At 59.0% G+C, this 25,882-nt stretch carries 21 protein-coding genes and 1 pseudogene; 10 read left to right on the forward strand and 12 right to left on the reverse strand.

Features of this window, described 5'->3' with window-relative positions:
* Positions 1-197: 197 nt before the first annotated feature.
* Complete coding sequence (locus AC239G_RS14460; RefSeq protein ID WP_487489149.1) at positions 198-1,490, forward strand: CDP-glycerol glycerophosphotransferase family protein; 1,293 nt, start codon at positions 198-200, stop codon at positions 1,488-1,490.
* 60 nt (positions 1,491-1,550) lie between these two features.
* Here the strand turns inward: AC239G_RS14460 and AC239G_RS14465 are convergent, their stop codons facing one another.
* From AC239G_RS14465 to AC239G_RS14495, 7 genes are all read right to left on the reverse strand, one after another.
* A complete protein-coding gene (locus AC239G_RS14465) occupies positions 1,551-3,437 on the reverse strand; it encodes a glycosyltransferase (RefSeq protein WP_487490118.1) in 1,887 nt (628 codons plus the stop codon).
* A gap of 59 nt (positions 3,438-3,496) precedes the next feature.
* Positions 3,497-6,154, reverse strand: coding sequence for a glycosyltransferase family protein (locus AC239G_RS14470; RefSeq protein WP_487489150.1), 2,658 nt, complete (start codon positions 6,152-6,154; stop codon positions 3,497-3,499).
* A 115-nt stretch (positions 6,155-6,269) separates the two neighbouring features.
* Complete coding sequence (locus AC239G_RS14475; protein ID WP_446656971.1) at positions 6,270-8,342, reverse strand: acyltransferase family protein; 2,073 nt, start codon at positions 8,340-8,342, stop codon at positions 6,270-6,272.
* A gap of 211 nt (positions 8,343-8,553) precedes the next feature.
* Positions 8,554-9,477, reverse strand: coding sequence for a glycosyltransferase family 2 protein (locus AC239G_RS14480; protein ID WP_039206953.1), 924 nt, complete (start codon positions 9,475-9,477; stop codon positions 8,554-8,556).
* Positions 9,474-10,304: a CDP-alcohol phosphatidyltransferase family protein gene (locus AC239G_RS14485; RefSeq protein ID WP_139908806.1), complete on the reverse strand. Its 831-nt coding sequence runs from the start codon at positions 10,302-10,304 to the stop codon at positions 9,474-9,476. The genes AC239G_RS14480 and AC239G_RS14485 overlap by 4 nt, the downstream gene beginning before the upstream one ends.
* A 65-nt stretch (positions 10,305-10,369) precedes the next feature.
* On the reverse strand, positions 10,370-10,759 hold the full coding sequence (tagD, locus tag AC239G_RS14490) for a glycerol-3-phosphate cytidylyltransferase (RefSeq protein ID WP_101639558.1): 390 nt from the start codon (positions 10,757-10,759) through the stop codon (positions 10,370-10,372).
* A 103-nt stretch (positions 10,760-10,862) separates the two neighbouring features.
* A complete protein-coding gene (locus AC239G_RS14495) occupies positions 10,863-12,068 on the reverse strand; it encodes a CDP-glycerol glycerophosphotransferase family protein (RefSeq protein WP_487489151.1) in 1,206 nt (401 codons plus the stop codon).
* Between the two features lie 396 nt (positions 12,069-12,464).
* Here AC239G_RS14495 and AC239G_RS14500 point away from each other — a divergent pair, with 396 nt between their 5' ends.
* A complete protein-coding gene (locus AC239G_RS14500; RefSeq protein WP_487489152.1) occupies positions 12,465-13,397 on the forward strand; it encodes a magnesium and cobalt transport protein CorA in 933 nt (310 codons plus the stop codon).
* Here AC239G_RS14500 and AC239G_RS14505 read toward each other — a convergent pair.
* On the reverse strand, positions 13,381-16,137 hold the full coding sequence (locus AC239G_RS14505) for a CDP-glycerol glycerophosphotransferase family protein (RefSeq protein ID WP_487489153.1): 2,757 nt from the start codon (positions 16,135-16,137) through the stop codon (positions 13,381-13,383). The two genes, AC239G_RS14500 and AC239G_RS14505, sit on opposite strands and share 17 nt — an antisense overlap.
* Before the next feature lie 72 nt (positions 16,138-16,209).
* On the opposite strand from AC239G_RS14505, the gene AC239G_RS14510 reads away from it, so the two are divergent.
* Together AC239G_RS14510 and AC239G_RS14515 are read left to right on the forward strand one after the other, a co-directional pair.
* Positions 16,210-18,042, forward strand: coding sequence for a CDP-glycerol glycerophosphotransferase family protein (locus AC239G_RS14510; RefSeq protein WP_487489154.1), 1,833 nt, complete (start codon positions 16,210-16,212; stop codon positions 18,040-18,042).
* Between the two features lie 27 nt (positions 18,043-18,069).
* The gene (locus AC239G_RS14515; protein WP_487489155.1) at positions 18,070-19,104 is read left to right on the forward strand and encodes an XcbB/CpsF family capsular polysaccharide biosynthesis protein; all 1,035 of its coding nucleotides are present in this window, start codon (positions 18,070-18,072) and stop codon (positions 19,102-19,104) included.
* A 37-nt stretch (positions 19,105-19,141) separates the two neighbouring features.
* Here the strand turns inward: AC239G_RS14515 and AC239G_RS14520 are convergent, their stop codons facing one another.
* Positions 19,142-20,038, reverse strand: a complete 897-nt coding sequence (locus tag AC239G_RS14520; RefSeq protein WP_487489156.1) for a CPBP family intramembrane glutamic endopeptidase — start codon at positions 20,036-20,038, stop codon at positions 19,142-19,144.
* A gap of 194 nt (positions 20,039-20,232) precedes the next feature.
* Here AC239G_RS14520 and AC239G_RS14525 point away from each other — a divergent pair, with 194 nt between their 5' ends.
* Genes AC239G_RS14525 through AC239G_RS14535 form a run of 3 tightly spaced genes read left to right on the forward strand, consistent with a single transcriptional unit; the run spans position 20,233 to position 22,404 of the window.
* A complete protein-coding gene (locus tag AC239G_RS14525) occupies positions 20,233-21,108 on the forward strand; it encodes a glycerophosphodiester phosphodiesterase (protein WP_487489157.1) in 876 nt (291 codons plus the stop codon).
* 13 nt (positions 21,109-21,121) lie between these two features.
* Positions 21,122-21,883, forward strand: a complete 762-nt coding sequence (locus AC239G_RS14530; protein ID WP_487489158.1) for a pyrimidine reductase family protein — start codon at positions 21,122-21,124, stop codon at positions 21,881-21,883.
* The gene (locus tag AC239G_RS14535; protein WP_487489159.1) at positions 21,880-22,404 is read left to right on the forward strand and encodes a flavin reductase family protein; all 525 of its coding nucleotides are present in this window, start codon (positions 21,880-21,882) and stop codon (positions 22,402-22,404) included. Before AC239G_RS14530 ends, AC239G_RS14535 begins: the two co-directional genes overlap by 4 nt.
* 8 nt (positions 22,405-22,412) lie before the next feature.
* Here AC239G_RS14535 and AC239G_RS14540 read toward each other — a convergent pair whose 3' ends face one another.
* Positions 22,413-23,669, reverse strand: coding sequence for a phospholipase D-like domain-containing protein (locus AC239G_RS14540; protein WP_487489160.1), 1,257 nt, complete (start codon positions 23,667-23,669; stop codon positions 22,413-22,415).
* A gap of 119 nt (positions 23,670-23,788) precedes the next feature.
* On the opposite strand from AC239G_RS14540, the gene AC239G_RS14545 reads away from it, so the two are divergent.
* The 3 genes and pseudogenes from AC239G_RS14545 to AC239G_RS14555 all read left to right on the forward strand — a co-directional run bounded on the left by AC239G_RS14545 (position 23,789) and on the right by AC239G_RS14555 (position 25,274).
* Positions 23,789-24,892 (forward strand): FUSC family protein, encoded by a 1,104-nt coding sequence (locus tag AC239G_RS14545; protein WP_487489161.1) that lies wholly within the window; start codon positions 23,789-23,791, stop codon positions 24,890-24,892.
* 19 nt (positions 24,893-24,911) lie between these two features.
* Positions 24,912-25,052: pseudogene (locus AC239G_RS14550) on the forward strand (ChaB family protein); the annotation flags it as partial.
* Between the two features lie 3 nt (positions 25,053-25,055).
* Positions 25,056-25,274, forward strand: coding sequence for a Rho termination factor N-terminal domain-containing protein (locus tag AC239G_RS14555; protein ID WP_487489162.1), 219 nt, complete (start codon positions 25,056-25,058; stop codon positions 25,272-25,274).
* A gap of 58 nt (positions 25,275-25,332) precedes the next feature.
* Here the strand turns inward: AC239G_RS14555 and AC239G_RS14560 are convergent, their stop codons facing one another.
* Together AC239G_RS14560 and AC239G_RS14565 are read right to left on the reverse strand one after the other, a co-directional pair.
* Positions 25,333-25,485 carry a hypothetical protein gene (locus AC239G_RS14560; RefSeq protein WP_487489163.1) on the reverse strand — a complete coding sequence of 51 codons (153 nt, stop codon included), beginning with the start codon at positions 25,483-25,485 and terminating at the stop codon, positions 25,333-25,335.
* The gene (locus AC239G_RS14565) at positions 25,479-25,838 is read right to left on the reverse strand and encodes a hypothetical protein (RefSeq protein ID WP_181270670.1); all 360 of its coding nucleotides are present in this window, start codon (positions 25,836-25,838) and stop codon (positions 25,479-25,481) included. The genes AC239G_RS14560 and AC239G_RS14565 overlap by 7 nt, the downstream gene beginning before the upstream one ends.
* Between the last annotated feature and the right edge of the window lie 44 nt (positions 25,839-25,882).

Consider the following 25,882-nt stretch of genomic DNA (forward strand, 5'->3'; position numbering starts at 1 on the left):
CAGTTAACGTTGGTAGCCTAGCAGTTCGCTCAGCGGCCACAGAACTTGCTGGCGCGCTCGGCCGCTGTCACCCGTGTTCGAGCTGAAAAGTTCCTACCATCGGGCGGATCACGATAGTCTGGATCGGTCTGCCACTGACGCCTGCGGGGTCACGCCGGCACCTCCGTTCCCCCAAGACACGAGGAGTTCGAACCGTAATGAACCCCCTCCGCACAGTTGCTCGCAACGCACTTCGCTCACGTGCTTGGAAGAGCACAAGTCGCTGGATTCGAGGCACGGAGCGATGGAACCGACTCGAAGACGAGTACGACGGTAGCTACGTCAAGGCCGAGGTAGTGGTTTATTTCGGCGATCGGAGCTCGAAGTTCTATCAGCTTGAGCAGTGGATTCCTGTGCTCGAAGAACTCCATAAGAGTCACAGGGTCGTTTTGGTCATGCGCAAAGGCTCTGCGCTGCTTCGCACGCTCGAAACCACCAACCTCCCAGTGGTGTTCAAACGACGGTTCGACCCGTTGCACACCTTTTACCATGCCAACGACTTCAAGTTGGCGCTCTACGTCAACAACGGGATGACGAACTTCCAGTCGCTGGCCTTCGCCCCGATGGTGCACGTGCACGTCAACCACGGAGAGTCGGACAAGTTGAGCATGGTTTCGAACCAAGCCAAGTCATACGACAAAGTGTTCGTCGCTGGCGACGCCGCTATCGAACGGCACCGCAGAGCCCTCATCGATTTCGATGAGTCCGCCCTCGTCAAGGTCGGACGGCCACAGCTCGACATCGAGCGCCCGGTGGAGCTGGAACCCTCAAACGCGCGAACCATCATGTATGCGCCCACGTGGGAGGGTGAGAACGAATCCAACAACTACACGTCCGTCGATCTTTTCGGTCCGCAGATCGTCGAAGCGGCATTGCAGATTCCCAATGCCCGAGTGATCTACAAACCGCATCCCCGAGTTGAGACATCCAATGACCCGGCGATGACTGAAGCGAACGCTCGGATCCTTGAACTCCTCGAGGCGGCTAACGATTCGATCTCGGACGAGTCCATGCAACATCAGGTGCTCATGCAGGGCGATATTCTCGCTATGTTCGACGCGGTCGATCTGCTCGTCACCGATATCTCCAGTGTCGGGCTCGACTTTCTCTACCTGCACCCCGAGAAGCCGCTTGTATTGACGGATCGCCGCAATGACACCATTTCGCTCAACGCAGAAGCGCCGATCAGTCGCGCCACTCCGATCATCGACCGAACGACGGCCGACGGTTTGGAGCTGATGTTCCAAGCGATTCTGTCCGAGGATTCGGCTGCGGAGGCCCGTCTCGATCTTCGTCGTCACTACTTCGGCGAAGGCGGGAAGGGAACATCGACAGTCCTGTTCACCGCCGCGGTGTCGAAACTGATCGCCGCTCGTACAGTCGACCTGGAGCACTTCCATTCCGATGACAGCATCAACGCCGAGTCCGAGGACGAATCCACCAGCGAATAGAAGGCGGCGGTAAGCAGCTCCACCTGGCGGCGGTTTCCCAGTTCAGGGTGGTTGTTCTTGCTACGTTGATTTCACAGGTCGTACCGAGAGGTTCCCGTACTTCGTGGAATACCATTCCCACTGCCCTGTCCGCATTGCACGGAATCCTTTAGGGAGTCGAATCCTCCGCTTCGACTCCCACAGGCTGCGGGGCATTCGGAGATAGACGTCAAAAGTCTCCCCCATCGCTTCAGAGAAACTTTCGAAGTCCACGTCGAATGACACCGCATGCCGCCTGCCCATCCGACCAGTGGACGTCAAAGAGCCTCCACACACGAAGAAGGTATTGACGTCGCGTGCAGACACGACCATCTCCACGTTTTCACTGACGTCTCGACGGAGATCAGCGAATTCGAGTTCGATCCGACAGACTTCAGACAAGCTCTCGCACGCCGCTCTCTTCACTGCGACAGGAGAGCCCGCTGATTGGATGAGATCATCATAGACCTGCGCCACCGGAAATTCCTCGATGACCGATTTCCAGCGACGGTACCCAGCTTCAGGCAGATAGTGCTCGACTGTATCCATGGCAGAGCTGCGCATCACCGAAACGGTATCTGCGCTCAGAGAGAGAAATTTCTCAATCTGATCGGCCAGGGCCTCGACATCGCCCATCGGCGTGATGAAACCATTGTGCCCCTGCTCGATCAAGTCACGCGGCCCGTACGTGATGTCGTAGACAATCGGAATGCACCCGGCGCCCATCGACTCCATCATCGACAGCGGAAGCCCTTCACTCGTGCTCGTCAGCATGGAGAATGAAGCAGACTTCAACCTGTCGGGGACATCGTTGACGTAGCCGGGCAATTCCACTCGATCTCGAACATCTAGGGCATTGACGAGGCGTTCCAGCCGGTCTCGCTCCGGTCCCTCCCCCAAAATGGTCAAAGAGACGTCGACTCCGCGGTCACGCAGTTTCGCCACCGCCCGTATCGGATGGTCCACACGTTTGAGCTCGATGAGGTTGGCGATCATCACCGCCTTGTTGATCGGCCGTTCTTTCGGGGCCTCCGTCAGCACCGACCCTGCCGGCAGTTCACCGGTCAGAAGTCTGATGTTGTCGTCAGTGAAACCGATGGCGCGAACGGCATTCGCCTGCTGACGTGTCTGAACACCCACCACGTCGAAGCGGTCGAAGTTGCGCACAGTTTCAACTCTGCGAGGAAGCACCTGGCCATGGTCGCCATTCCACGGATGGCGAAGATGAGTTCCGTGGAGGAACAGAACGAGCGCGAAATTCCGATCCGAGATCTCGTGGATGAACTCGCTGACCTTCTTGTCATCGACGATGACGACAGCGGGCTCTTTGTTCACAACTGACTTGATCCAAGAGTTGTAGAAATCTCGTGGTCGTCGCCACTCTGTCATCGGCGTTCCGTCCAGCGAATGGAGGATGAACCTTCTGCCCAGTTTCGGATCCCGGATGTCCGCGACAAGAAGACTTCCGTCTTCCCTGTAATAGTGACGACGGGTGATCTTGCCGCTGCGCGCGTCACGGACCGCATCGTAGAAGGCGGTGATGTTCTCGATTTCACCGTCCACGTCCGGAATCGGACTCCGCGGTTGCTCGCCCGCGAGCTGCGAGAGTTCGTGGTCGGACCTGTTGCGCAGATCCTGCCAGATGTTCACCAGATCGACGTCATCGCGCATACGTCCCGACGAAATCAATCCATCTCGGATCTCATCTGTGTCCATTCGAGGACTGAACGTCAGGATGGTCTGCGACAAGGTCTTCCCGAAGCTCTGGAAGCTGCGAATGCGGCGAAGTGCCGCAGTCGTCATCCCACCCATGGATTCAGGGATCCACCACAAGACGTTGTAGACGTGCACTTCATCGGTTCCGAGCTTGTGGTCGGACGCATTCCGGACCCGAAGGTTGTCGTTGGCGTCATACGTCTGTCGAGGCATGAACTTCACAAGTGGTATCCTTCTCAGCTCTGGTCGTGCGTCGGTCTCAGCGGCATTGATCAACGTGAAAGTGCCATACGACCATAGTGGCGTGTCTGACGACGCCAGTTGACGAGCTTAGGGTTGTCCGAAGTCTCCCACTGTGCACGGACGTTCCACTCGTCGCCGATGTCAGAGTACCGCCCACAGATGATCATCTGCATTGCATCAACATAGCTCAGCTTGAGGTCATTCATCAGACCGATGATCTTGCTGACGAGATCTTCGCTGCGCAGCTGGCTGAGGTTGAGTACGGCAATCTGCGGGTCGAAGGGAACGAAATCTTCGGTGAGGCCGGCATGACTTGCGAAGACGAAGTTGAGTGCTCCGACATGATCGTCGCCGAATGAGCTTGCGATCCTCCTCATCAGAGTGAGACCGCTGGAGCGGTTCTTCCTCACATCATGTTTCGCGGCGATCAGTGCTGTCCCGAGGTCAGCCTTCGAGAGCTCCACGATGTCTGAGGAGAACTCGCCGGCTGCGGGAACAACTACGAGGCGTTCATGATTCGGGAACAGCACCGGAAGCAGAGCCTGTGCCAGGTCATTCTCGTTCGTGATGTCTGCATAGGACAAAGCGCCCAAGCTCTCGACGGCTCCCAGCGAGAGCTGTGCCTGGATCTCGGCGATGCCCTCCGCACTCGCTGCTCCTGACGGCAGCCAGATGCGGTACCGTCCTGAGGCATGGGCGTCGATGGACCTAATGGCCGTTGAGACCAGAGATTCTTCGCCCTTCTCGACGGTCATGAAGACGTCGGTGACCTGTGCTTCGGGAGTTGCCTTGTCCACCTTGTTCACTGCCGCATCGATCGCAGTGCTGTCTTCGATGGGAAGCTCAGCTGTTGCCAGATACTCATCGGCGGCGGCCATGTCGTCCGAGGTGATCTCTGACCACTTCGAGTAGATCTCGTCTTCCGAAGCTCCAGTCGCGATGAGCGGGATCATTACGGACAGTTTGTCTAGGATCCCGTCCCGGATGGCGTCGAACTCGTTCTCGTCGATGCCGATCAGCCCACCGAAACGTGAATCCGATTTGTTCTTCGGTTCGAAATCGACTTCAGCACCCACCGACCGCGCGGGCAGGTTCGCATGTAGCCGCGAGGTGAGAACTCGCTTGTATTTGTAGGCGTAGTCGGCGACCCAGTTGCGAGCAAGTTCCAGGTTCTCGGGGAAGCTCTTGTCACGGATCGCAGTGACTGTCTGCTTTTTCTTCGGACCTTTTCCACCCTTGGTCCAATCGATCCGCAGCGTGCCGGACCGGCGGTCAGTCGGCGGAGCAGGAAACAGGGTATCGACCGTGGTGGTGAGGCAGCCGGAGAAGAATGCCGGTACACCGACGGCTCTGAGCACCGCGACCGACTGCCAGTCACGGCATCCCACCGGGCCGTACTTCTTCAGGTAGTCGATGGCGTCGGGGGTGAGCATCTCCGGGTACCGGACGAAGACTGAGAGCAGAATCGGCCGCAGGTTCGGGTGGAACGGGATGTTGAATGATTTTCCGAAGATGTCGTGCATGTACCAGCCGAAGGCGATGTACCAGGTGTCTTCCGGAATGTCCTGATAGACGTTGCCGTCCCTGTAGACCTCGACGAGATTGAGTTCAGCTTCAGGTCCAGCGTACTTTCGTTCCTCTTTGACTGATTTGCGGAACTTCTTGAAGAGCTCGGTCAACCCCTGGTCACCCGAGAAGCTGAGGTTTTCGTACCGCAGAAGATGACCGATCGACGCGATCGTTTGGATGTAGTCGCCGATGTTGCGGGAACGGATTCCCGGCTGGTCATAGCTGAGCACACCGAAGTTGCGCTTGCCGACTGTGGTCGGGAGAGGCTCGAGGTGCTTTCCGCTCGGAAGCCAATCGAGCATGCGGTTGAGCTCGTAGCGTACCGCCGAGTCCATCTGATCCGACGGCCTATCGAGACGTGCCTCGACGAGGGTGCGCACATGGTCGAAGGCTCCGATGCAGAATGCCGATTCAGCGGTGCGCAGCACTGCTTTGTCGCTCCAACGGTCGGTTTCGCCGGCTTGCTTCGAGTGGTCGAGAAGCGGCAGAGCCTCCTGCCCTAGTGTGTCGATCGCAGTAGGAAAGTATTCTTCGGCTGCGGAGACGATGATGTCGCGGTCGTCGATCTTCTCAAACTCGGCCCACGCCACTTCCGGGTCTGATGATCGCTGATGGGCCATTCCGAGGATCACTCTGCCTGCTTCCTCGGTCGACACGTGGCTGCGCAGATTCAGTCCGATGGACACAGCCTCCGCCAGGTAACCCTCTCCGACGATCACTCTCCCCGCGTCAACAACTGATTCCCCGAGAGCTTCACCCTGTGCCAGTGCTTCCGAAAGGGTCGCATGAGCCTTGACGCGAGCCAATTGGCGCGATTTTGCGTCGACCTCTCGAGTTGACGGCGCAACGGTCCAACCGTTCGTGTCGTCCGCCGTCTTGCCTTTGAGCCCTGAGGCCAGCGTCCGATACGCGCGAGCGGTGTCCGTCGCAATCTTCTTCGCAGAACCGCCAGACTTCCCCGCTCCAGCTCCCCCGGCGGCACGTTCACGCACGTATTTCGTTCCCGAGGCCCGCTCGACCACGGGCAGGGCGCGACGGGCGATTCCGTGGACGACTGGCTTCACCAGTTCGCGTCCCTTGCTGAAGTATCGGTCGGCAGCGTTTCGTCCAGTGGTCACTCGTTCAGTCCTTTGCAGAGGTTTCGGTGATCGGTCGTTCGTAGCAGTCGGTGGTCAAGAGCAATCAGGCACACGGTATACGACTTGACTGTCAGTTCGTTGAACCGCAGCGGTCTCAATCGAAGGTGCCGAGGCCCGTCTTGCGGAGGCTAGCGTCGAATTGCGGGGCAAGGGTCTGCGCATAGGTCGCGGTGATATGGGCGGTGTCGAAATAGGTGATGACGCCGCCGATGACAGGCTCGCAGCGCCCCTCGGGGCAGAACCAGTCTTGGGGGTAGATGACCGACATCTTCTTCGAATCTATGGTCTTCGCGGAGGCTGCGAGCGGATCCATCCAGTGCCATGATTCCGGAGTTCCGGAGCACTCTTCGAGGTCGTCTTCATGCTTGGCAACGCAATCCGGCACGGTGACACCTGCCCCGCCTGGGTATGGGGTATCCCGAATGACCACAACATCCAAATCAGCATCGACCCAACGCTGCAGGATCTCACGATGCCCTTCAGGCGCCTTCTTCTCTGTTTCTTCCCAGTCCATACCTTCCAGCGGCGTGGACTGCCGCTCGGAAGTGATCACTGCGTCGAATCCTCCTTCGGTCGTTCTCTTCGAGACCCAATCGGCGTAGTCCTGACACCCCTTGGTTTCGTCCGGCGTCGAAAGGTCCTGAGGCAGGGTAGAGATGCTGCAGTTCGAGGCGAGGAAAGTGGTGATCGTCAGATCTTGTTCATCTGCCAAGCGCTCGAGTGTCGGCAGCCAATGACCGGCATGTGAATTTCCAACCAGCGCGACATGTTTCGACCCGTCTCCATAGGTGCATTCCGGTTTGCTTGCGTATGGGGCACTGGCCCAACAGCCATCAGCGTAGGCTTTTGACTTGTCCTTCTTCGCCGCAGCGGGCTCCATCTGCAGCGAGTCCTTGTCTTCGCAGTTGGAATTGTCCTTGGCACTGGGGAGGAGAATCCCGGCGCCGAGGCAGGAGTCGGGATCGTCCAACTGGGCCTGCAGTTTGTCTTCGTTCTGCTCGACGATGGTGTTGGCGATGACCATCTGGCTGAGCCCCAGGGCAGCGACAAGAGCCATAGCAAGTCCCGCGAATGCGAAAGTCTTCTTCGAATTGCTGAAGAACGACGACTTGCGGAATCGGTTCTCGACCCAGGTTGTCGAAGCCCAGGCCGCGATGATCGAGACCAAGATGATGGCGATATTGTCCAGGACGCCGAGACTCTCCGAACGTCCGAGCTTGGCCGAGAGGTACGGCACGAGGACGATGAGGGGCCAATGCCAGAGGTAGACGGAATACGAAATGTCACCGAGAAAGCGCACCGGACGCAGCGACAACAGTGGAAGCACAGACGCCCTGCCCCGGGAGTCGGCGAGGATGACGAGTGCAGTCGACACCACAGGGACCAGCGCGATGTAGCCGGGGAACGGCATGTCTGCGCGGACGAGGAAAGTGGCAGCCACAATACCGGCGAGACCGCTCCACCCGAGCACTGAACTGAATGGAAGCCGCTCTGGTCGAACATAGAGCACGAAGACGGCGACGAGGCCGCCGGTGGCCAGTTCCCACATCCGGGTCGGGGTGATGAAATAGGCCATTGCAGGTTCGTTGGCGGTGTACCAGATAGAAAAGACAAACGAGGCAAGGAAGATCCCGAGGACGGTGAATCCGACGAACTTCTTGGACCTTCCGAGTTTCGTCCCTACGAGGAAAGCCAAGCCGATGATCATCGGCCAGACGAAATAGAATTGCTCTTCGACCGACAGCGACCAGAAATGCTGAACGGGCGACGGGGCGTTGTCCGCAGCCAGGTAGTCAACGCTGGAAATGGCGAAATCCCAATTCACGACGTAGAGCCCTGCGGAAAGAATCTGGCGCCCGGTATCGGCCCAAATCGATTGTGGAGCAACGAGGAAAGTTGCGATACCGACGAGGAACAGGACGAGCAGGGACGCCGGCAGCAATCGACGAACCCGTCGTGCCCAGAACTTTGCCACGTCCCCCCAGCTCTGTGGCGGGGACTTGATGAGGTGGCTGGTGATCAGGAAGCCGGAGATGACGAAGAAAACGTCGACACCGACGAACCCGCCGACGAACCGATCGGGCCACAGGTGATAGAGCAGAACGATTCCCACTGCCAGGGCTCGCAGCCCCTGGATATCGGAACGGAATCCCGAGGATTCGGGCACGCTCGACCTCTGTGGGGAGTTTTCAGCGACGGGGGCTGTCGACTGCATCAATCGGCTCCACTCAGTTTCTCAGCCGGTTGGTTCGGACCCGACTGCGGTCCCTGTCATTACTCGCTTCTTTGGTACGCGGCAGACAGCATGCTCCCCGGAGACTCCTCCAGTTTGATTGCTGCTGTATCGACGCGCACCTCTCCGCCATAGCGGCGTGAGGTCACACGATGGGCGGCCGGCCGTGCCGGGACATTCGAAGTACACCTCTTCTTGACAGCTTCTGCCGGTCTTCGTCCTGACCCCACGGGTCGAGACGCCATCCGGCACGCCATCCTTCCATCCACGCTTTGAGTTGGTGTGGCTTGTTGGCCCACTTGATGAACTGCATCAATGTCCATGAACCCACATAGGCCCAGCTGAACGGCCACGGCAGATTACGCCGCGCCAGCCAAACTCGGTTTCTCGCATTCATGTAGAAGTATTCGTCGTGGCGCCTCGGGTCGATCACCGGGTGGGCGACGGCGAGGTCACCCATATACCAGACGATGTAGCCGGCGTCCCAGACCCTCCACGCGAGTTCGATTCCCTCGTGCGCGTACCAGAATGGCGCAGGCCATCCTCCGCACTCGTCGAAGGCTCGACGCTGCATGCAGACTGCGCCTTCCCACACCGAGAACACATTCGATGAATGGTCGGCGCTTCCCTTCTTCAGCCTGGGAATCCACCGTTTCGGTGCATCTGGCCCACCGGGCTCCTCAACCCTCGGCTGGATCAGTCCGATCTGCGGTTTAGTCCGCATCAGTTGTGCCATGCGCATCAGCGACGTGTCGTCCGGCAGCCATGCGTCATCGTCAAGGAAGAACAGGAACTCGCCGTCGACGTGAGGGACTCCGGCATTGCGGCCGGCAGGGATTCCGAGGTTCTCTGGCAATCCCAGCTTCTTGACCTGGTCCGGTATGCCTTCCGGCTCCCAGCCGTTTCCTACGCAGACGATGTCGAGATCGACGCCCTTCTGCGCCAGCAGCGACTCGAATCCACGGTTGAGGTCGTCCAGCCGCTTGCCTTGGCTGAGAACGACAACGCCGAACGTGTAACGTCGATTGTCTTCGAAGCGCTGGGAGAGGATCCTCGATGACTCGCTCATGACAGCCTCCTTGATGCCATGATCGACATGAAATGGCCGATGACGGAGAGCAGGCACAGCGGAGCCATGATGAGGACGAGCCATCGTTCGCCGAATAGAGGCTCAGCTCCTGCCGATACTGCTATCGCGGTGACGATACTCGCCGCCAGTGCCATCAATGACATCTCTACCGAGTGGAATATGCGGTGGAAAGGCACGAACCGAGCGATTCGTTTGAGAGTGGCAACAACTCCGGGGTTCAGCGCTGTGGCTTCCTTCGAATCCGCGAGCTTATCGAGTCCGTTGAATGCACGAGAGACGTGAACCATGTCGTTGAGGGCTTTGTTGAGAAGCACCAGTCCCGCCAGAACCGTTCCGGCAAGCAGGAGCGGGTAGGAACCGGCGGGGTCGTCGATGAGATTGTTCCACTCCCCCACCGCTCGGATTCCGAGCGCAACCGCCACCAGGCCTTCGGTCGTATAGTGGCCGACCTTGTCCAGAAACACACCTTTGGCGCCGCTGGTTCCGCGCCATCGGGCGACCTCACCGTCACAGCAGTCAATGTACATCTGAACTTGGGAGAAGAAGACAGCAAGGACCGCTCCCCAGATACCCGGAATCAGAAGGCTGAAGGCGATGCACCAGCCGGCCAAGATCATCAGGCCGGTGACGCCATTTGCGCTGATCCTTGTGCGCACGAGCAGCATCGTGAAGTAGATCGAGATATGGCGGAGGTAGAGCTGCGCCGACCAGTGCTCCGCGTTCTTGCGACTGCGGACCTCTATCGGCTGTGCTTTCGCCCGAAGCTCCGACAGTGTCGGATGTTTCGCCGAAGACTTTTCGGGCACGTCCGTTCCTCTCAGATCCATCGATGATGTCCAGCAACGATAGCGCGAAGTTCGCGCCGTTACAGTCAGGACTTGCCCAGCTCGCTCTTGATTCGCGTGGTCGAGATCTCGGGAGTGCGTTCCAGATAGACAACTTCGCACTTGTCCTTGAGGAAGTCGAACTTACCTTCCCAATCGTCACCCATGACAAAGGTGTCGATGTGATACTTCTCCACGTCGGTCGACTTCTGCTCCCAATTGTCTTCAGGAATGACGAGATCGACATAGCGAATGGCTTCGAGCATATGCTTGCGCTCTTCGTAGGAGAAGTACGACTTCTTGCCCTTGCCAGCGTTGAACTCGTCGCTCGACAAGGCAACGACCAGGTAATCGCCCTGCTCTTTGCATCGCTGGAGCAGTCGAATGTGCCCATAATGGAGCAGGTCGAAAGTTCCGTACGTGATGACTCGTTTCATTGCTGATTCCGTCCAGAGGTCAAAGCTCACCTCGTGAGCCGCAGAATTAGTTCCGCGTTAGTTTATCATTCTGTTACTTCAAGTTAAGAAAATGTCACACGGCTCACTCAGCGTGCTTCAGGCGACGTTCTTCCGACCGGTTTCTGATCACTCGCTCGCTCGACCGGATGAACCGTTCTGTCTGCTCGCCTGCCGCAGTGTCGCCCAAATACAATTGGGCCAATTCAGCGGCCAGGCCGCTACTGGCTACGGCGGCATCTATGAGGTCGACGACGTCGTCACTGGTTTTCGGATCGACTGCTGGGCATCGATCGAGCAGACCGCCCTCGAGCACTTCTGCGTCTGGCTCATGAGGCTTGACCATCACCAAGGGCTTTCCGGACGCGAGCCAGTCGAAAGCCACCGAAGTCATCTCGACAACGGCCACGTCGGCTTCATCCAACTGCCACGACACATCTGGGCTCTCGTCGAGGAAGCCTCGAGGATCGGACTCGACTATCTCCGCCACATCTTCTACAGCTTTTTCGAACTCGTGGCGCATCACTCCGGTGCGAGGATGCGGTCGGAAGATCACTCGGTAACCGGCTTCCAGAAGCGAATTGACGATCTCCACTCCGTTATAGGCGATGGTTCCATACGCCATCGACGGAGAGTCTCCTTCCCACGTCGGCGCGTAGAACACGGCTTTGCCATCTGGATTCTTCGCCACGAACTCTTTCCACTCGGGAGGGACTGATCGCGGTCGATCCAATTGGGGCCGTCCGACGTCGAACATCCGCTCATCACCCATGCCGTAGAGCGTCTGTGCGATCCGCTCTCTGGCGGCTTGGCCGGCGGTGAAGACGTAGTCGTAACCTTTGAGCTGGTTGGAGATCATCGAGATCTTCTCGCTCTCGCCGTGGCTGAGGTGTACGTGAGCCGGCTCAGGGTAACGCAGGGCCTGAAAATTGCTCGTTCCCTGATTGACATAGAACACCGCACGCAGAGTCGACGACTGCATGAACTCGTCCAGTCCCTTTGTCAGACGCGAGAAGCGGACGGGAAAAGAGGTGACACCTTTCAGGTGTTTGGCGACGAGCGAATTTCGGACGATGATGCCGAACGGACGATCACTGTAGCCGAGTTCCTGCAGACGGGATTCGAGCTGTTCGAAGGGCCACAGCCACTGCTCGAGCTGATAGACCGAACTGAGATCCCCAGCGAAGTACGCGGCCACGACGAATTCGTCGTCGTCCTGGGGGTTGAAATCGTCGGATAGCCGTGATTCACGGACACGTTCACGCAATCGCTGCGCCGCGAGCTTGGCCACTGACTGCGCAAAAGAGGCACCACGGACTGCGGTATGCGGCAGTTCTGCCGGTAGGAAGGTCATGGAGACTATTGTGCATGCCTATCTGTGTTCGACCTGAACTCAGCCTCCGTTCCTGGTGAACCATTGTGCGAACTTCAATCGACTCATCCAGCACCAATCGGCTAGTTTTGGGTGAGATTCTGCGAAAGGGAGCACATGCCGCCTGAAAGCCGTCAACGGTTCGATCGTCCGTCATTGCGAAAACGAGCGACTCCCGGCTCCGAAGAGTCCATACCTCGGGCTACGGCACTATTCAGCCGCAGGATCGTCAGCAGCGAACCTCGAGACCTGCACACCGCACATACATTTCACGATGTCCTGACCGCGTCTACTGCCGATAGCTCTGAATCGAACGTGACAGAGTCGACCACTCAAGTGATCATTCCTTGGTCGACTCCCGAACTCCTCGCAGAACTTGCTTCAGCCTGGGACCTGCATCCGGTCCTCGTCGACGATCTCTTTCACGCTGACCAGCGGGCCAAAGTCGAGCGATACGGTGATGTGCTCTTCGTCGTACTCAAGTCTGCGGTCTACATCGATGCCAAAGAAGAGGTGGAGTTCAACGAATTCCATCTTCTTATGAAGGGCGATGCGCTCGTCATCATCTGCCAAGGGGACCGCTTCATCGATGGCACCCCGATTCCGTCGGACACAGGTGGAATCCAGGAGTACTTCGCCAACGAGAAGCGCAGCTGGACGAAAGACCGCGAACTGCTCGCGCTCGGACCAGAAGCACTCATCTACCGCCTGCTCGACACCGCGGTCGATGGGTACTTCCCTGTTCTCGACGGATTGCAAGACGACAAAGACGGGATCGAGAGACAGGTCTTCAGCGGAGACACTGCCGCGGCCGAACGCATCTATCTCCTCAGCCAGGAGGTGATCGATGTCCTTCACAACTCCACCCACCTCAATCGGCTGACGCAGGCGCTGGGGAACGGGGCAGCCAAGTATGCGATTCCCGACGACCTTCGCGCCTACCTCGATGATGTCACCGACCACCTCACGCGAGTTCTCGCCGAAGCGGGCGAACTGAGAGAAGCCCTGTCGCAGATCCTCAACGTCAATTCCACCCTCGTCGCGCAGCGGCAGAACGAGGACATGAAGAAGATCTCCGGCTGGGCAGCGATCCTCTTCGCCCCCACCCTCGTCGGAGCGATCTATGGCATGAACTTCGACGATATGCCCGAACTCCATTGGGCGTTCGGATATCCGATGGCCCTGGGACTCATGTTCGGATTGGGCGTCGTCCTCTATATCGTCTTCCGAGTCAAGAAGTGGATGTGACCGGCCGGGCCGCCGACGTCGCTTTTGCAACCGTATCTTCGTCAGTTCCGAAGACCACGTCGACGAACTCTTTCATGACCGTTCGGTTGTAGTCGTCCCCGTCGAATGCACGAGCGCGGATCTGCCCGTCGAGGAACTTCCTCAACCCCTCGGCGAGTGCGTCCTCGTCCGTGTCGACGATGAGTCCTCCGCTGTCCTCCATAGCACTCTCGACGGAGCCGAATCGGGTCGTGACAATCGGCAGCCCCAGCACTCTGGCTTCAAGGATGACAATCGGCTGACCTTCATAGTCACTCGACATCACAAAGCAATCGCAGGCGGACATCACTGAATACGGGTTTCGCAGTCGACCAGTGAACTGCACCTGACCGGCGACACCCAAGGATACGGACAGCTGCTTCAACTCGTTCTGCAACGGGCCCTCGCCGATGATCACCAGCTTCGCGTCGGGCTCGTCCACGGCGATCTGCGCAAATGCTCTGATCAGTCTTGCGTGGTTCTTCTCTGGCGAAAGTCTGCCCACGGTGACGAAAGTAGACCCGCCGTTGTCGCCCACGAAACTCGAGAGACTGCGCTGTCTGGAAGCCTCAGTGATGATCTCGTCATATGAATAGAACTGCCCGAGCGCTTTGACTGCGTCGCCCAGATTCTGAAGTGAAGTGTCTCCTCCGGCGTCGTTGCTCGCCATAGATCCACCAGTGCCGGAACGAATTCGGTCAACGTTGATGGTGTTGCGTGCGCTGGTGAACTTCTGACCGCGGACGTACCTGCCGAGACTCCTCTGGTTGATCTTGTCCAAGTCAGGCGAGACAGAGACCAGCGCGTCGAAATCTCGATAGAGCTTGAACACTCCAGTCAAGTTCCGAAAGTGGGGCCGCACGCCGTTGACCTCGCGCTCGGCATCGGCGACCAGATCGTTGTGAAGCCAAATCACCTTCCGCGGCGCGGTCGCATGAGCAACTATTCGAGTCCAGTAAGAGGAGTAACCGCTGAAATCGACGGCCGCGTCAAACTGAGCATGCCCGAAGATCCGTCGCCATTCCCAATCCCAGATAGTTTCGGCGTTGTCGGTCTCGGGAAGCTCTTCGAAACTCGAATTTTCCAAGTCGTTCATGCTGCCCAACAGCGGCAGTTGAAGAATGCTTCCATCTCTGATCACTTGTCGTACGTGCCCAGGAATCATTGCAGCGTTCTCTTTCCGGTCGCGTTGCCCGGAACGATAGAAGAATGCCGTGACGTCGTATTCATCGCTGTCGATGCTGTGAAGCAGGTTCAGGGCGGAGGAGGTGATCCCATTGGTGATCATTCCTCCGAGGTAGATGACCAGCTTCTTACGGCCGTCGCTGAATCCACGTCTGACATTGTATTTGGCCTCGTTCTCTCCGAATATGACATCGAGAATGCGAGATCCGGCCTTGCCGTCGTCCTTGTCTGTGAGCTGCGACGCCAGTTTGGAATAGCGATCGCACTCCAGCGGAAACGCCGATGCGAGTTGCCCAGCTTCGGCCATAGCGACGATGTTCTCCACCAGCTGCTGATCTGTCCGAGACGTGGGGCCGGGGAGCTCTGTCGAGTCGAGATACATTCCGCGATCACTCGAATAGCTGTCGGAATCCGGAATGTGGAACGCGATCGGCCGACCTGTCGCCAGATAGTCGATGAAGATGCTCGAATAGTCCGTCAGCAGAATGTCAGACATGGCCAGCGCTTCATTTGCGGGCACATCATTGGGGATCAGGAAGTCCGAAAATTCCGGATCGTCGATCAGCTGATCGAAGATGACTTGGTGAGCTTTGAGGAGAACTACCCAGTTCTTGAGTTCAGGACGCTCACGAAGTGCCCGAACCGTGGCTTTCAGTCGATTGGCGTCCGCATTCGGCTTGTAGAACGACTCACCGCGCCAGGTCGGCGCATAGAGGAGGACCTTCTTTCCGTCCGTCTCGATGCCGCGTCCGCGAAGTGCCTTCCTGGCCAGACTGCCGGCATTGGACGCGAACATCGAGTCGGTTCGCGGATAGCCCTCTTCGATGATCGCGCCGTCGAAGACATTCGCCAGCTTGTACGCGCCCAGATACATCTCATTCGTCATGAAGGAATTCTGGGAGACCAGATAGTCGGCTGACATGAAGTTGCGCAGGACGTTTCTAGCGCCGTCGGCCCCGTTCTCGATGTCATAGCCCATCTTCTTGAGCGGAGTGCCGTGCCACAGGTTGACATAGGTCTGGTCTGGCCGCTTGATGAACTCAGCCGGAAAGGTGGCGTTGTTGAATAGGTACTGACTGCTTTCCAGCTTGTCGAAATAACTCGTGGATCTGTACTTGACGAAGTCCACTCGCGGGTGATCGGCGAACTCTACGCGAAATGGCGATTCCCAGGCTTTGGCAGACAGGACCCAGGTATGACGGAACTGTCGGTATTGGGGATCTTCGATCATCTGTCGGAAGAGTGCTTCGGGGTTGCAGAGTGCACCGTTTCCCGAGAACGACTCCCACACAATCGTCTTCTTGCGCACCGGTGTCGACAGAGTTTTGACGAACGCCCGTGACTTCACCGCGGACGAAAGCGATTGTCTGTTCTGTCGAAGCTGCTTCGCCCACTGGACGCGCTCCCGGCGAAGATAGGCCGACAGCGCCGACGGCAGTGTCTTCAACAGAACTTGCTTTGCCTGAGGTCCTAAGTGCACAGTGCTCCAAATCAGCTTCAATGACCAGAAAATGAACGCCGGGCCGAAAGCGATCAAATATGTAGTGAATTCTTCGTCATTGGGTATTCTAACGGCGGACGGGACTGGCATCGGCAACGACATGAAAACATGGCCTACCTGCGCAACCGCTGCAGTGAACCCCCAGGTCAGGGTTTTTCGCAAAGCACCCGTCAGCTCAACAACAATCGATCGGAGAGTCCAGACGTGCCAGGCCGCAACACCCGAGAAGCGCCGAAGGGCCTCCTACGCCATCGTCGAACAACCGGCGACGAGTTCTGGAAGAAGAAGCTGCGTGACGCAGAAGAGTTGAAAACTCGACAAGCCGAATACAACGAAGCCGTCCCGACGAACGCCAAAGTGATCTTCTACGAGAGCATGTCGGGCGCCCGAATGATGGACTCACCGTACGCTCTCTTTGCTCGCATCTTCGACGACCCCGCATTTCGCGACCATCACCACGTGTGGTCAGTCCGATCTCAGGATCTGGTGCCAGACGAGCTCAAAGATGAGCCACGAGTCACCTTCGTCACACGAAATACTGACGCTCACATGTACTTCCTTGCGTTGGCCGGACACATCATCGGCAATTCCCTGCTGCCAGATCATTTTGTGAGGAAAACCGATCAGAAGTACCTCAACACGTGGCATGGGATTGCATATAAGGCCTTGGGCCGAACCGAGGATTCGCCTCTAGGTGCTGCGGGAAGTGTCTACAACCTGCTTCAGGCCACTCATGTTCTCACTCCCTGCCCGTTCATGACCGAGACCGAGCTGTCGCGGTTCTCTCTGCGCGGGGTCTTCTCAGGATCTCTGGCTGAAGTCGGATATCCGAGACAAGACCTGATGCTGAATATGCACCAGGATCGGGCAAGCCGCATCAAGGAGGAGCTGGGACTCGACCCCGACAGGAAGACAGTCCTGTACGCACCGACTTGGCGTGGAAACAAGGGCACAGCTCGATTCGATGCGGACCAGCTCGAAAAGGACATCGACAGCCTGACCAAGCTCGACGCGAACGTGGTCTTCCAAGCCCACCACATCATGCTCCGACACATCAAGGACGTCGACTATGGGAATATCATCGTGCCGCCGCCCAGCATTGTCACCAACGAGTTGCTTGCTGTCACGGACCTGCTCATCTCCGACTACTCAAGCATCTTCTTCGACTTCTTGGCCACGAACAAACCTATCGTCCATTACCTGTATGACTACGACGCATACGCGGAAGAGCGCGGACTCCTACTCGACAAGAGTGAGCTCCCCGGACCGATCGTCACAACAAGCGACGAGTTGATTGCGACAGTCAGCGACCTGACAGCTCGGTCATACACTCCCGATGAGAAATACCGACGGGCGCAGGCGAAATTCGGCCCTTACGACGATGGGCATGCCTCCGATCGAACAATCAGATGGTTCTTTCAGGGAGACAGCGCTGACATCAGGCTTGTTGAAACCCGCCAGCGCCCGAGCATCATCTTTTGGGGCGGGCGTCTCGATAAAGGAAAGAAGACCAGGGACTTCCTCGAGTCGGTGCGGATTGCGGCAGAAGCCGGCGACAAGGAAGTGACACTGTTCGTCGCTCATTCGGCGAAGTCCATTGAGGCCGCTATGGAACAGATCAGAGATTTGGGTCTCACGGTGTCGATCGTTGCACGGAACGACTATGAGATGGCTATGACAACGGCAGAGCGAGATGCTCGGAATCCGGTTGACACGTCGAAAGGCGCTCCAGATGCTCAGGCGAGCGCAACGCCGTGGCAGCGTTTGAAATCGGTGTTTCGACGGCCAAAGGATCCAGTCGAACCTGCGGATAACCTCCTGTCCGACATGTATGAGCGCGAATACCGTCGGGTGTTCGGGGATTCACAGTTCGATGAACTGGTGATGTTCCCTGGAGCATCGCACTTTTGGAAGAAGCTGGCCGAGCATGCACGCCGGTGACACCTCGAACGATCTGAGAGGACCGTTGTGAAGAACAACATCCTATGGCTGACGCTCAAGACTCAGGCCAATGACATCGATTCAATGGTCGCGGACAACAACGGATTGCCACGCTACTTTCGAGTCGACACCTCGTCGGCCGAACAGCCGGATATCGACATGATGAAGTTGTCGCTCAAGAGCACAACCGCCAAGCACCTATTGCTGGCCCTCACGAATCTCGGCTATTCCCTTTACTACAACACAACTGATGAGAGCCGCTTCGTCAGACACGATCGCATTGTTCATCATTGGCCCGCAGTGAAAGACGGCATCTTCGAAGCATCCGAGGACGGAATCGTCCACCAGTTCGAGGCTCCCGCTTCGGGAGAAATTGAGCGCCTCGTCGTCATCATGTCGCCGATCAATTCGAAGCCCCGTCTGATCCGGTATTTCCGTCCGTCGTTCGCCACTCTGATGAAGTATGTTCCACGGAATACAGCAATCCTGCGGATTGCAGACGTCGGCGGAGTCAAAGGCGCGTTCTATCTGAATACGAGTTTCCTTCCCGACAACAGCACGAGGATCCAAAACCTGATCAGGTCGACGATCGACCGCCATGGAATCGATTCGCGGAATGTCGTCCTGTTCGGTGCGTCGAAGGGCGGAACAGGGGCTTTGTTCCATGGACTGACCGGAAACTTGAAGTTCGTCGCCGTCGACCCCATTCTCTCTGACTCCTGGTACATCGAGAACGAAAATGACTATCACTTCACAACTGGCGGCGTCTTCCCTCAAACAAAGCAACAGGTGTTCGCGAAACTCGTTGAGCAGTCAGTTACCAGCCCGCCGACTGAAACTGCAGAATCAGTGATCGTGACCTCGTCGAGGTCTCCTCAATACGACTACACGTCGAAGATCATCGAGCCGCTCAGGAGCCAACTGACGATCTTCAATTCCGACAACCCTCAGATCATGAAGCACCCCGATGTGGCCCCCAAGACCATCTATTCCCAGGTGCTGGCGATCAACAATCTGCTGCTCGACTTGCCACTTCCCAAAGGCGAACATCCCATACCGTAACGCGCACTCCTCGATTGCACGTCCGGCGACCCGCAACTCACACCGCACCCGGCCGGTCGAAGAACAGTCGGCGTTCCTTGACGAGGATGATCGCCGAGAGGACGAGCATCAGGCCGGTCTGAATGATCTTCGAGTCAGGATCGGTCATGAAGATCTCCGCGGACATATTCGCAGAGGCGTGGAAGACCACCGGAACCAGGATGCTGCGTCCGCACCGGTAGTACAGCCAGTTCATCACGAGGACGAACGCCACCATCGAGACCGGGAAGTTCAGGGTCTGCAGCACTCCTGATTCGACGACCTCGTTCTGGTAGTAGCCGTCGATGAATGACAACGGCACATGCCACAGCGCCCAGATGAGAGTGAAGAGCATCGACGCCGAGAACACCCGCATCTTCCTCACCAAGGTGTCGGTGCCGTAGCTGTGCCAAGCAAGCTCTTCGATGACAGCGGCCCCGATCAGAGTCACCCACACCGGCATCAGCCCCGTTGAGAACGTGAACCCGCCCCGAAGCTTGAACTGGCCGGGGTCGTAGCCGAATAACAGTGACAGCCACTGCGCAGCCATGAGAGTGACGGGAACGAGGAACACCGCGGCGACAAGGAACGGCCATCGCGCAGAACTCGGCCACTTCAATCTGTTGACGATGTCGGCTCGCAGCTCCGGGCGGTGCCGGACGAAAGCGACGACCACGGCAAGAGGGGCGAACAGCCCCGCCAATGACAGCACCAAGGTCGCGACGAGCACAGCCTGATTCTGCTCAGGCAGATGACTGAGATAGGCAGCCGCGAACCAGAACACCCATGGCAACACGGTCGCCCACATATAGAACGCAACCGGGCGATCGTACTTGTGCAGAACCGCTTCGTCCTGGCGACCTCGTGTGATATCGGGATCGGTCGGAGCTCTGCCGAGGGCGGGGTCGGTGACCATAGCGCAAAGAATAGAGTCCGGTCGGCGCCGAAACCAGGGATACACGTTCCTCAGCTCGATGCCCGCGAAGCAGGCGGACGGCAGTGGGGGCCGCCTCGGCGAGGTCAATCATTTCCCACCCGTTCGTCCACTCGGCCGATGACGTTCACGGCGGCTTCGCCACACGATCACTTGGGCTTCGTAGCGTCGCGGACGTGAATACACAGAGAGAGACATCCACACGCACCCGTCCGTACACGATTCTCGCCACTGCAGTTCTCGCGGCCTCAGCCACTTTCGGCGCCGGCCTCGCCCCCGCGGCAGCCGCCGGGCTCGGCTCCGCCGGTGAAGCACCAGGACTCGGCTCCCCCAGCGGCTTCACCGCCCCGGACAAGGTCGCCGACATCGAATTCCCGACCACGATCTCCCACCGAGGCGGCGCCGACGTCTATCCGGAAGAATCCATGGAAGGATTCACCGCCTCGGCGAAGGACGGATTCCTCCCCGAGATGGACATCCAGTTCCTCGAAGACGGCACCCCTGTCCTCATCCACGACGACACCGCCGACCGCACCCTCAACGGCGCGACCGGACCCATCCGGGACCTCAGCAGGGAGGAATGGGACGCGGCCACGATCAAGCACCCGACCGGCGGAGAAGAAGCCGCCACCGTCACCCTCGACGAACTCCTTGACGAGATGGGCGGCGAGGTCGTCATGGTGCCCGAGATCAAACCCGGGGCCACCCCCGAGGAGGTCGACCGGGTTCTCGACGAATTCGACGAACGCGGGTTGAAGGATTCCCTCGTCGTCCAGTCCTTCGACTTCGAAGCGGCGAAGACGATCGCCGACCGCGGATACACCTCGCTCTACCTCATGGGCTCGACCATGCCGAAGGAATCACCGGCAGAGATCAAGGACGCCGGCATCGAATGGGTGGGACCGAGCAAGAACCTGCCGACGAACAAGATGCGCGAACTCGACAAGGCCGGCTTCCACGTCGCCCCGTACACACTGGCGACCGCGAAAGACGGTCACCGTCTGCCCGGCTTCATCGACGGCTATTTCACCGACGACGCTTGGAGCAACTGAGTAGACTGCACGGATGGAGCCACTCGACCGCGGCGCTCCGATCCCGGACCCGCTGACACCCTATCTCGAGGTCGACCGAACCCAGCCGCGACACGAATGCTGGGTGACCGGTCACATGGTGGCCGGTCTCGACGGGACGGCTGCCATCCACGGACGCGTCGGCGAACTGTCAACGGAACCCGATCAGGACCTGTTTCGGCGGATGCGGCAGATCGCCGATGTCGTCATGGTCGGCGCGCAGACGGTCCGCAGCGAAGGCTATGCGCCGATGCGGCTGAGCGAGTCCGCCCGAGCGCAGCGTCGAACGCGGGGACAGTCCGAGATGCCGCCGGTGGCGGTAGTCAGTCGCAGCCTCGACCTCGACTGGTCCTCACAGGTCTTCGCCGCAGCACCCGAGCACGCGCGCACCATCGTCATCACGTGCGCCGGGGCCGATCCGAAGCGGCTGGCAACCGCCGAACAGGCGGCCACGGTCATCATCGCCGGTGACGACCGGGTCGAACCGGCGAAGGCTCTGCAGGCCCTCGCCGGTCTCGGCCATCGGGTCGTGCTCTGCGAAGGCGGACCCCGGTGGCTCGGGGAGCTCGTCGCCGCAGACCGCCTCGACGAACTGTGCCTGTCGATCTCACCGATGATGGGCGGCGATCCGCTGCCCGTGAGCGTCGCGCCGCCGGGAGCCGACATCGCACAGTTCTCTCTGAAATCGACGATGATCGCCGACGACACACTCTTCCTCCGCTACGAATCGAAGACAGCAGACGAGGGACGGTCATGAGCACCCCCGGGCTCGACGACCTCATGGGATCGGTCGATTCCCCGCTCATTGTCGTCACCACCTCGGCGGAGGGTGAACGGGCCGGCTGTCTCGTCGGTTTCCATTCGCAGGCGAGCATCGATCCGGAGCACTACTGCTTCTGGCTGTCGAAAGCCAACCACACCTACCGGGTGGCTCTGCGTTCGGACCATTTCGCCATTCATTTCCCCACCACCGCGGACAGTGAGCTGGCCCGGTTCTTCGGGTCGCGCTCCGGATCGGAGACGGACAAGTTCGCCGGTCTGGACTTCACCGTCACCGAGGATGAGGTGCCGTTGCTGACTGCCCTGCCGAACCGCCTCGTCGTCGAACGCATCACGATGCTCGACGACGGAGGCGATCACGTCTGCCTCACGGCCCGTGTCGCTTCGGTGGAGGTCGCAGGCGTTTTCACCGCTCTGCGTCAGTCTCAGCTGGGAGTTCTCACCCCCGGTCACGGCAGCGAGGAACGGGCGGTCCACCCGTCGTGCCCTTCGCAGTAGGGTACGCGTCAGAGCCAGGGGCGCATCGGCACCAAGGCACGTTCGGCCAGCTTCGTCAGTCGGTGGCGGTTGAGCCAGTCCCTGCCGAGCTCGGTGCAATGCGCAGAATCGCTGTCGAACACCTTCTCCATCTCGGCCGCAAAATCGGCATCGATGACTTCGACATTCGTCTCGTAGTTGAATGACAGTGACAATCTGTCGATATTCGCCGTGCCGACCGTCGACCATTCGCCGTCGACCGTAGCGACCTTCGAATGGATCATGCTCGCGGTGTAGAGCAGGATCGTGATCTTCGAGTTGATCAGCTGCTCGAAGAAGCCCCGGGACAGCCAGTCACCGAGGATGTGGTTGGACTGCTGCGGCACCATGAGCCTTACATCCACGCCGCGTTCGGCCGCCTCGATGAGGGATCGCAGCAGCTGCTGGTCGGGGATGAAATAGGGAGTCGTCAGCCAGATCCGCTTCCGCGCGCGGGCGAAAGCATTGATGTACATATTGCGAATCGGGTAGACCAGTTGGATCGGCAGATTCGCCGAGACTCGCACCTGCGATTCCCAAGCAGAGGGCCGGACCCAAGAGATCTGTTCGTCCGCAGGGTGGTAGGCGTTCCACACCTGCGCGACGGACTGTCGCAGCGCCCACGCACCGGTTCCGACCGAGCGCAGATGGGTGTCACGCCAGTGCCGGGCATAGAGAGACCCGATGTTGAACCCACCGACGAAGGCCACACCATCATCGACGACGAGGATCTTCGAGTGGTCGAATCCTGAATGGCGCAGAGGTCCTCTCCAGAACTTCCTCGTCACTGTCGGCATCCGGAACACATGGATATCGGCGGCCAGTTGGCGGTAGAAGGAGGAGGGGACAGCCAGATTGGCGAACCCGTCATAGATGAGGTGGATGTCGACGCCGCGGGCAGAGGCCGCGTTGAACGCGTCGATGAACTTCTGCCCCACCTCATCGTTCTTCCAGATGAACGTCTCCATGAGGATCGATTCCTGCGCGGAGTCGATCGCGGCGAGCATGTCTTCATACAGGGTTGAGCCATCGGTGTAGATGTCGAGCTTGGAGTCCTCGACCTGCGAACTGAATGTTCCCGGCCTGGGTGCCACCCGCGACTTCCGTCCTCGCTTCTGGATGAGATCGACGGCCATCGAAACAGCGACCGTCGCCGGGACTGCACTGGCCAGACCTGCGGCCGCCCAGGGCACGAGGCGCCGCAGACGGTCGAAACGGCCGACGGACTGAGTTCTCAGTGGAGACATCTGCTCACTCTAACTCGTCCGTCCTCCCACCACCTTCACCCGACCACAACTCGAAGATGAGCCTTTACACTGAGGCCGGAGCTGAATTGTTCTGACCATTTCGAGGCGAGGAGCCAGCCATGCCCCACAGCGTCTCACCGGCGAATTTCCTGCGGCGGCCCGAGTTCACCACCGATCTGCTCCAGATCGCCAAGGGAGTGATCGCCGCCACCGGCGCCTGGTGGCTGTCCGACAACGTGCTCGACAGCCAGATGCCTTTCCTCGCTCCATGGACCGCGTTGCTGACCGTGCACGCGACGGTCTACAGGTCGTTGTCTCGCGGAGTGCAGACGACGGTGGCGTCGGCCATCGGAGTCGGTGTCTCTTTCCTCATCGGCAGCTACCTCGGAGTCGGCCTGTGGACGTTCGCCTTGGCTATGCTCGTCGGTCTGGCCGGCGCCCGACTGTCGTGGATCCGCGACGAAGGCGTCGCGATCGCGACGACGGCGATCTTCGTTCTCGGTTCCGGTTTCGATTCGCAGCAGCCGCTGCTCGCTGATCGGCTGCTCGAGATCGCCCTCGGCGTAGCGGTCGGCATCGCGGTCAATCTCATCGTGCTTCCGCCTCTGCGCGACCGCCAAGCGAAGCGCTACATCGACAGCGTGAACCGCCAGATGGGTGAAGTCCTCATCGACATGTCGAAAGAGTTCACCAGCTCGTGGGACACGGATTCGGCCGAGGACTGGTTCGAGAGGACCGAAGCGATGAGTCGTGAACTCGACTCGGCCTGGCAGACCGTGCGGTTCGCCCGCGAGAGCCGCCGCGTCAATCCGCGGACGGCGATCCATGCGGAACGGCGAAATCGCCAGTCGAGTGCAGGAGAGGCGCCTGAGAAGGAAAGCTATGAGAACATCCTGCTCAGAGCCGATGAGGGCATTTCGCATCTGCGCAACCTCGCCCGAACTCTGCGCGATGCCTCATCGGCCGAAAGAGACTGGGATTATGAGTTCCGGGAGGAATGGGCGGCGATCGTCGCCGATGCGGGCCGTTCCATCGCTGATCCGGATGCCGAGGTCGGTCCGATCTTCGACCGCCTCGAGAAGCTGTCGGCGAGCATCTCTCAGGACAGGAGACTGTCGACGACCTCCTGGCCCATCTACGGCTCCCTCATCACCAGCCTGCGTCACATCGTCGTCATCGTCGACGATGTCGCCTCGGCGCGCAGCACCCGCGAATCCGTGTGAGTGAGCGACTCATCCGACCCTGAAGAAGTCGAGCAGTAAGGCTCAGCGGACCTTTGCCAAGGCCTTTGACTCGGCTCTTGCCGAATACGGCGATGAGCAGCGAGCGCACCAGGTCGCCTATGCCGCTCTCAAGCACAGCTATGAGAAGGTCGGCGACGAATGGGTGGCCAAGGAAACGCCCGGTCCCTCGGACGCACAGAGCGCCGACGGAAAGAACACCGATGGAGCAACGGCCGGCGGGGTGAACGCCAACGCCACGAAGGACCACCTCTACCAGCAGGCGAGAGATCTCGGCATCGCAGGTCGATCGACGATGACGAAGAGCGAACTCGTCGACGCCCTCGAAAAGGAAAGCAGCCGGAGGACGAAGAAGAACTCCTGAGACCGTCTGCTGCGGCACCAGTTCTGATCGCTTCGGCAATGCCGATCGGCGCCGACGGTCAGGTGGGAGTGCCGCCGAGCATACCGGCGACGAGCCCGAGCACCGCCAGTGCGGCCAGGACGATGATGACGACACGTTTGCGCATGGCCCAGATTCTACCGTGGCACACCTGGCCGCAGTCGAGTCCCGCCGAGGAGCCGACCGTCACCACGGGTTGGCCTCCTGCCAGCGGGTGAACCAATAGCGGTCACCCTGGTAGTGCGATTTCTCCGGCTTGCACCCTTTGAGATCCGAATGCTCGCCCAGCCACGTCCGCACCAGCGGCATGACCTCGTCCAGACGATCGACCCAGTCATCGAGCGGCAGCAACAGAACCGAACCGTCGTCGGAGTCCAGTCGACACGAATAGTTCGGCAGACCCTCGGTGATCTGCGAATGCGTGTACCTGATCTGATCGCAGCCGGTGGTGAGATAGAAGCGGATGAACTCACCGCAGACGTAGGAGCACAGCGTTTTGAAGTTCCGGTAGCGGATCATCCACGCCGGAGGATCATATTCAGACATGTGTTCTATTCTAAGTCTTCGATCTGACAGGGAACAGCGGATCA

It is taken from the genome of Brevibacterium sp. Lmc1 (genome assembly GCF_057654315.1).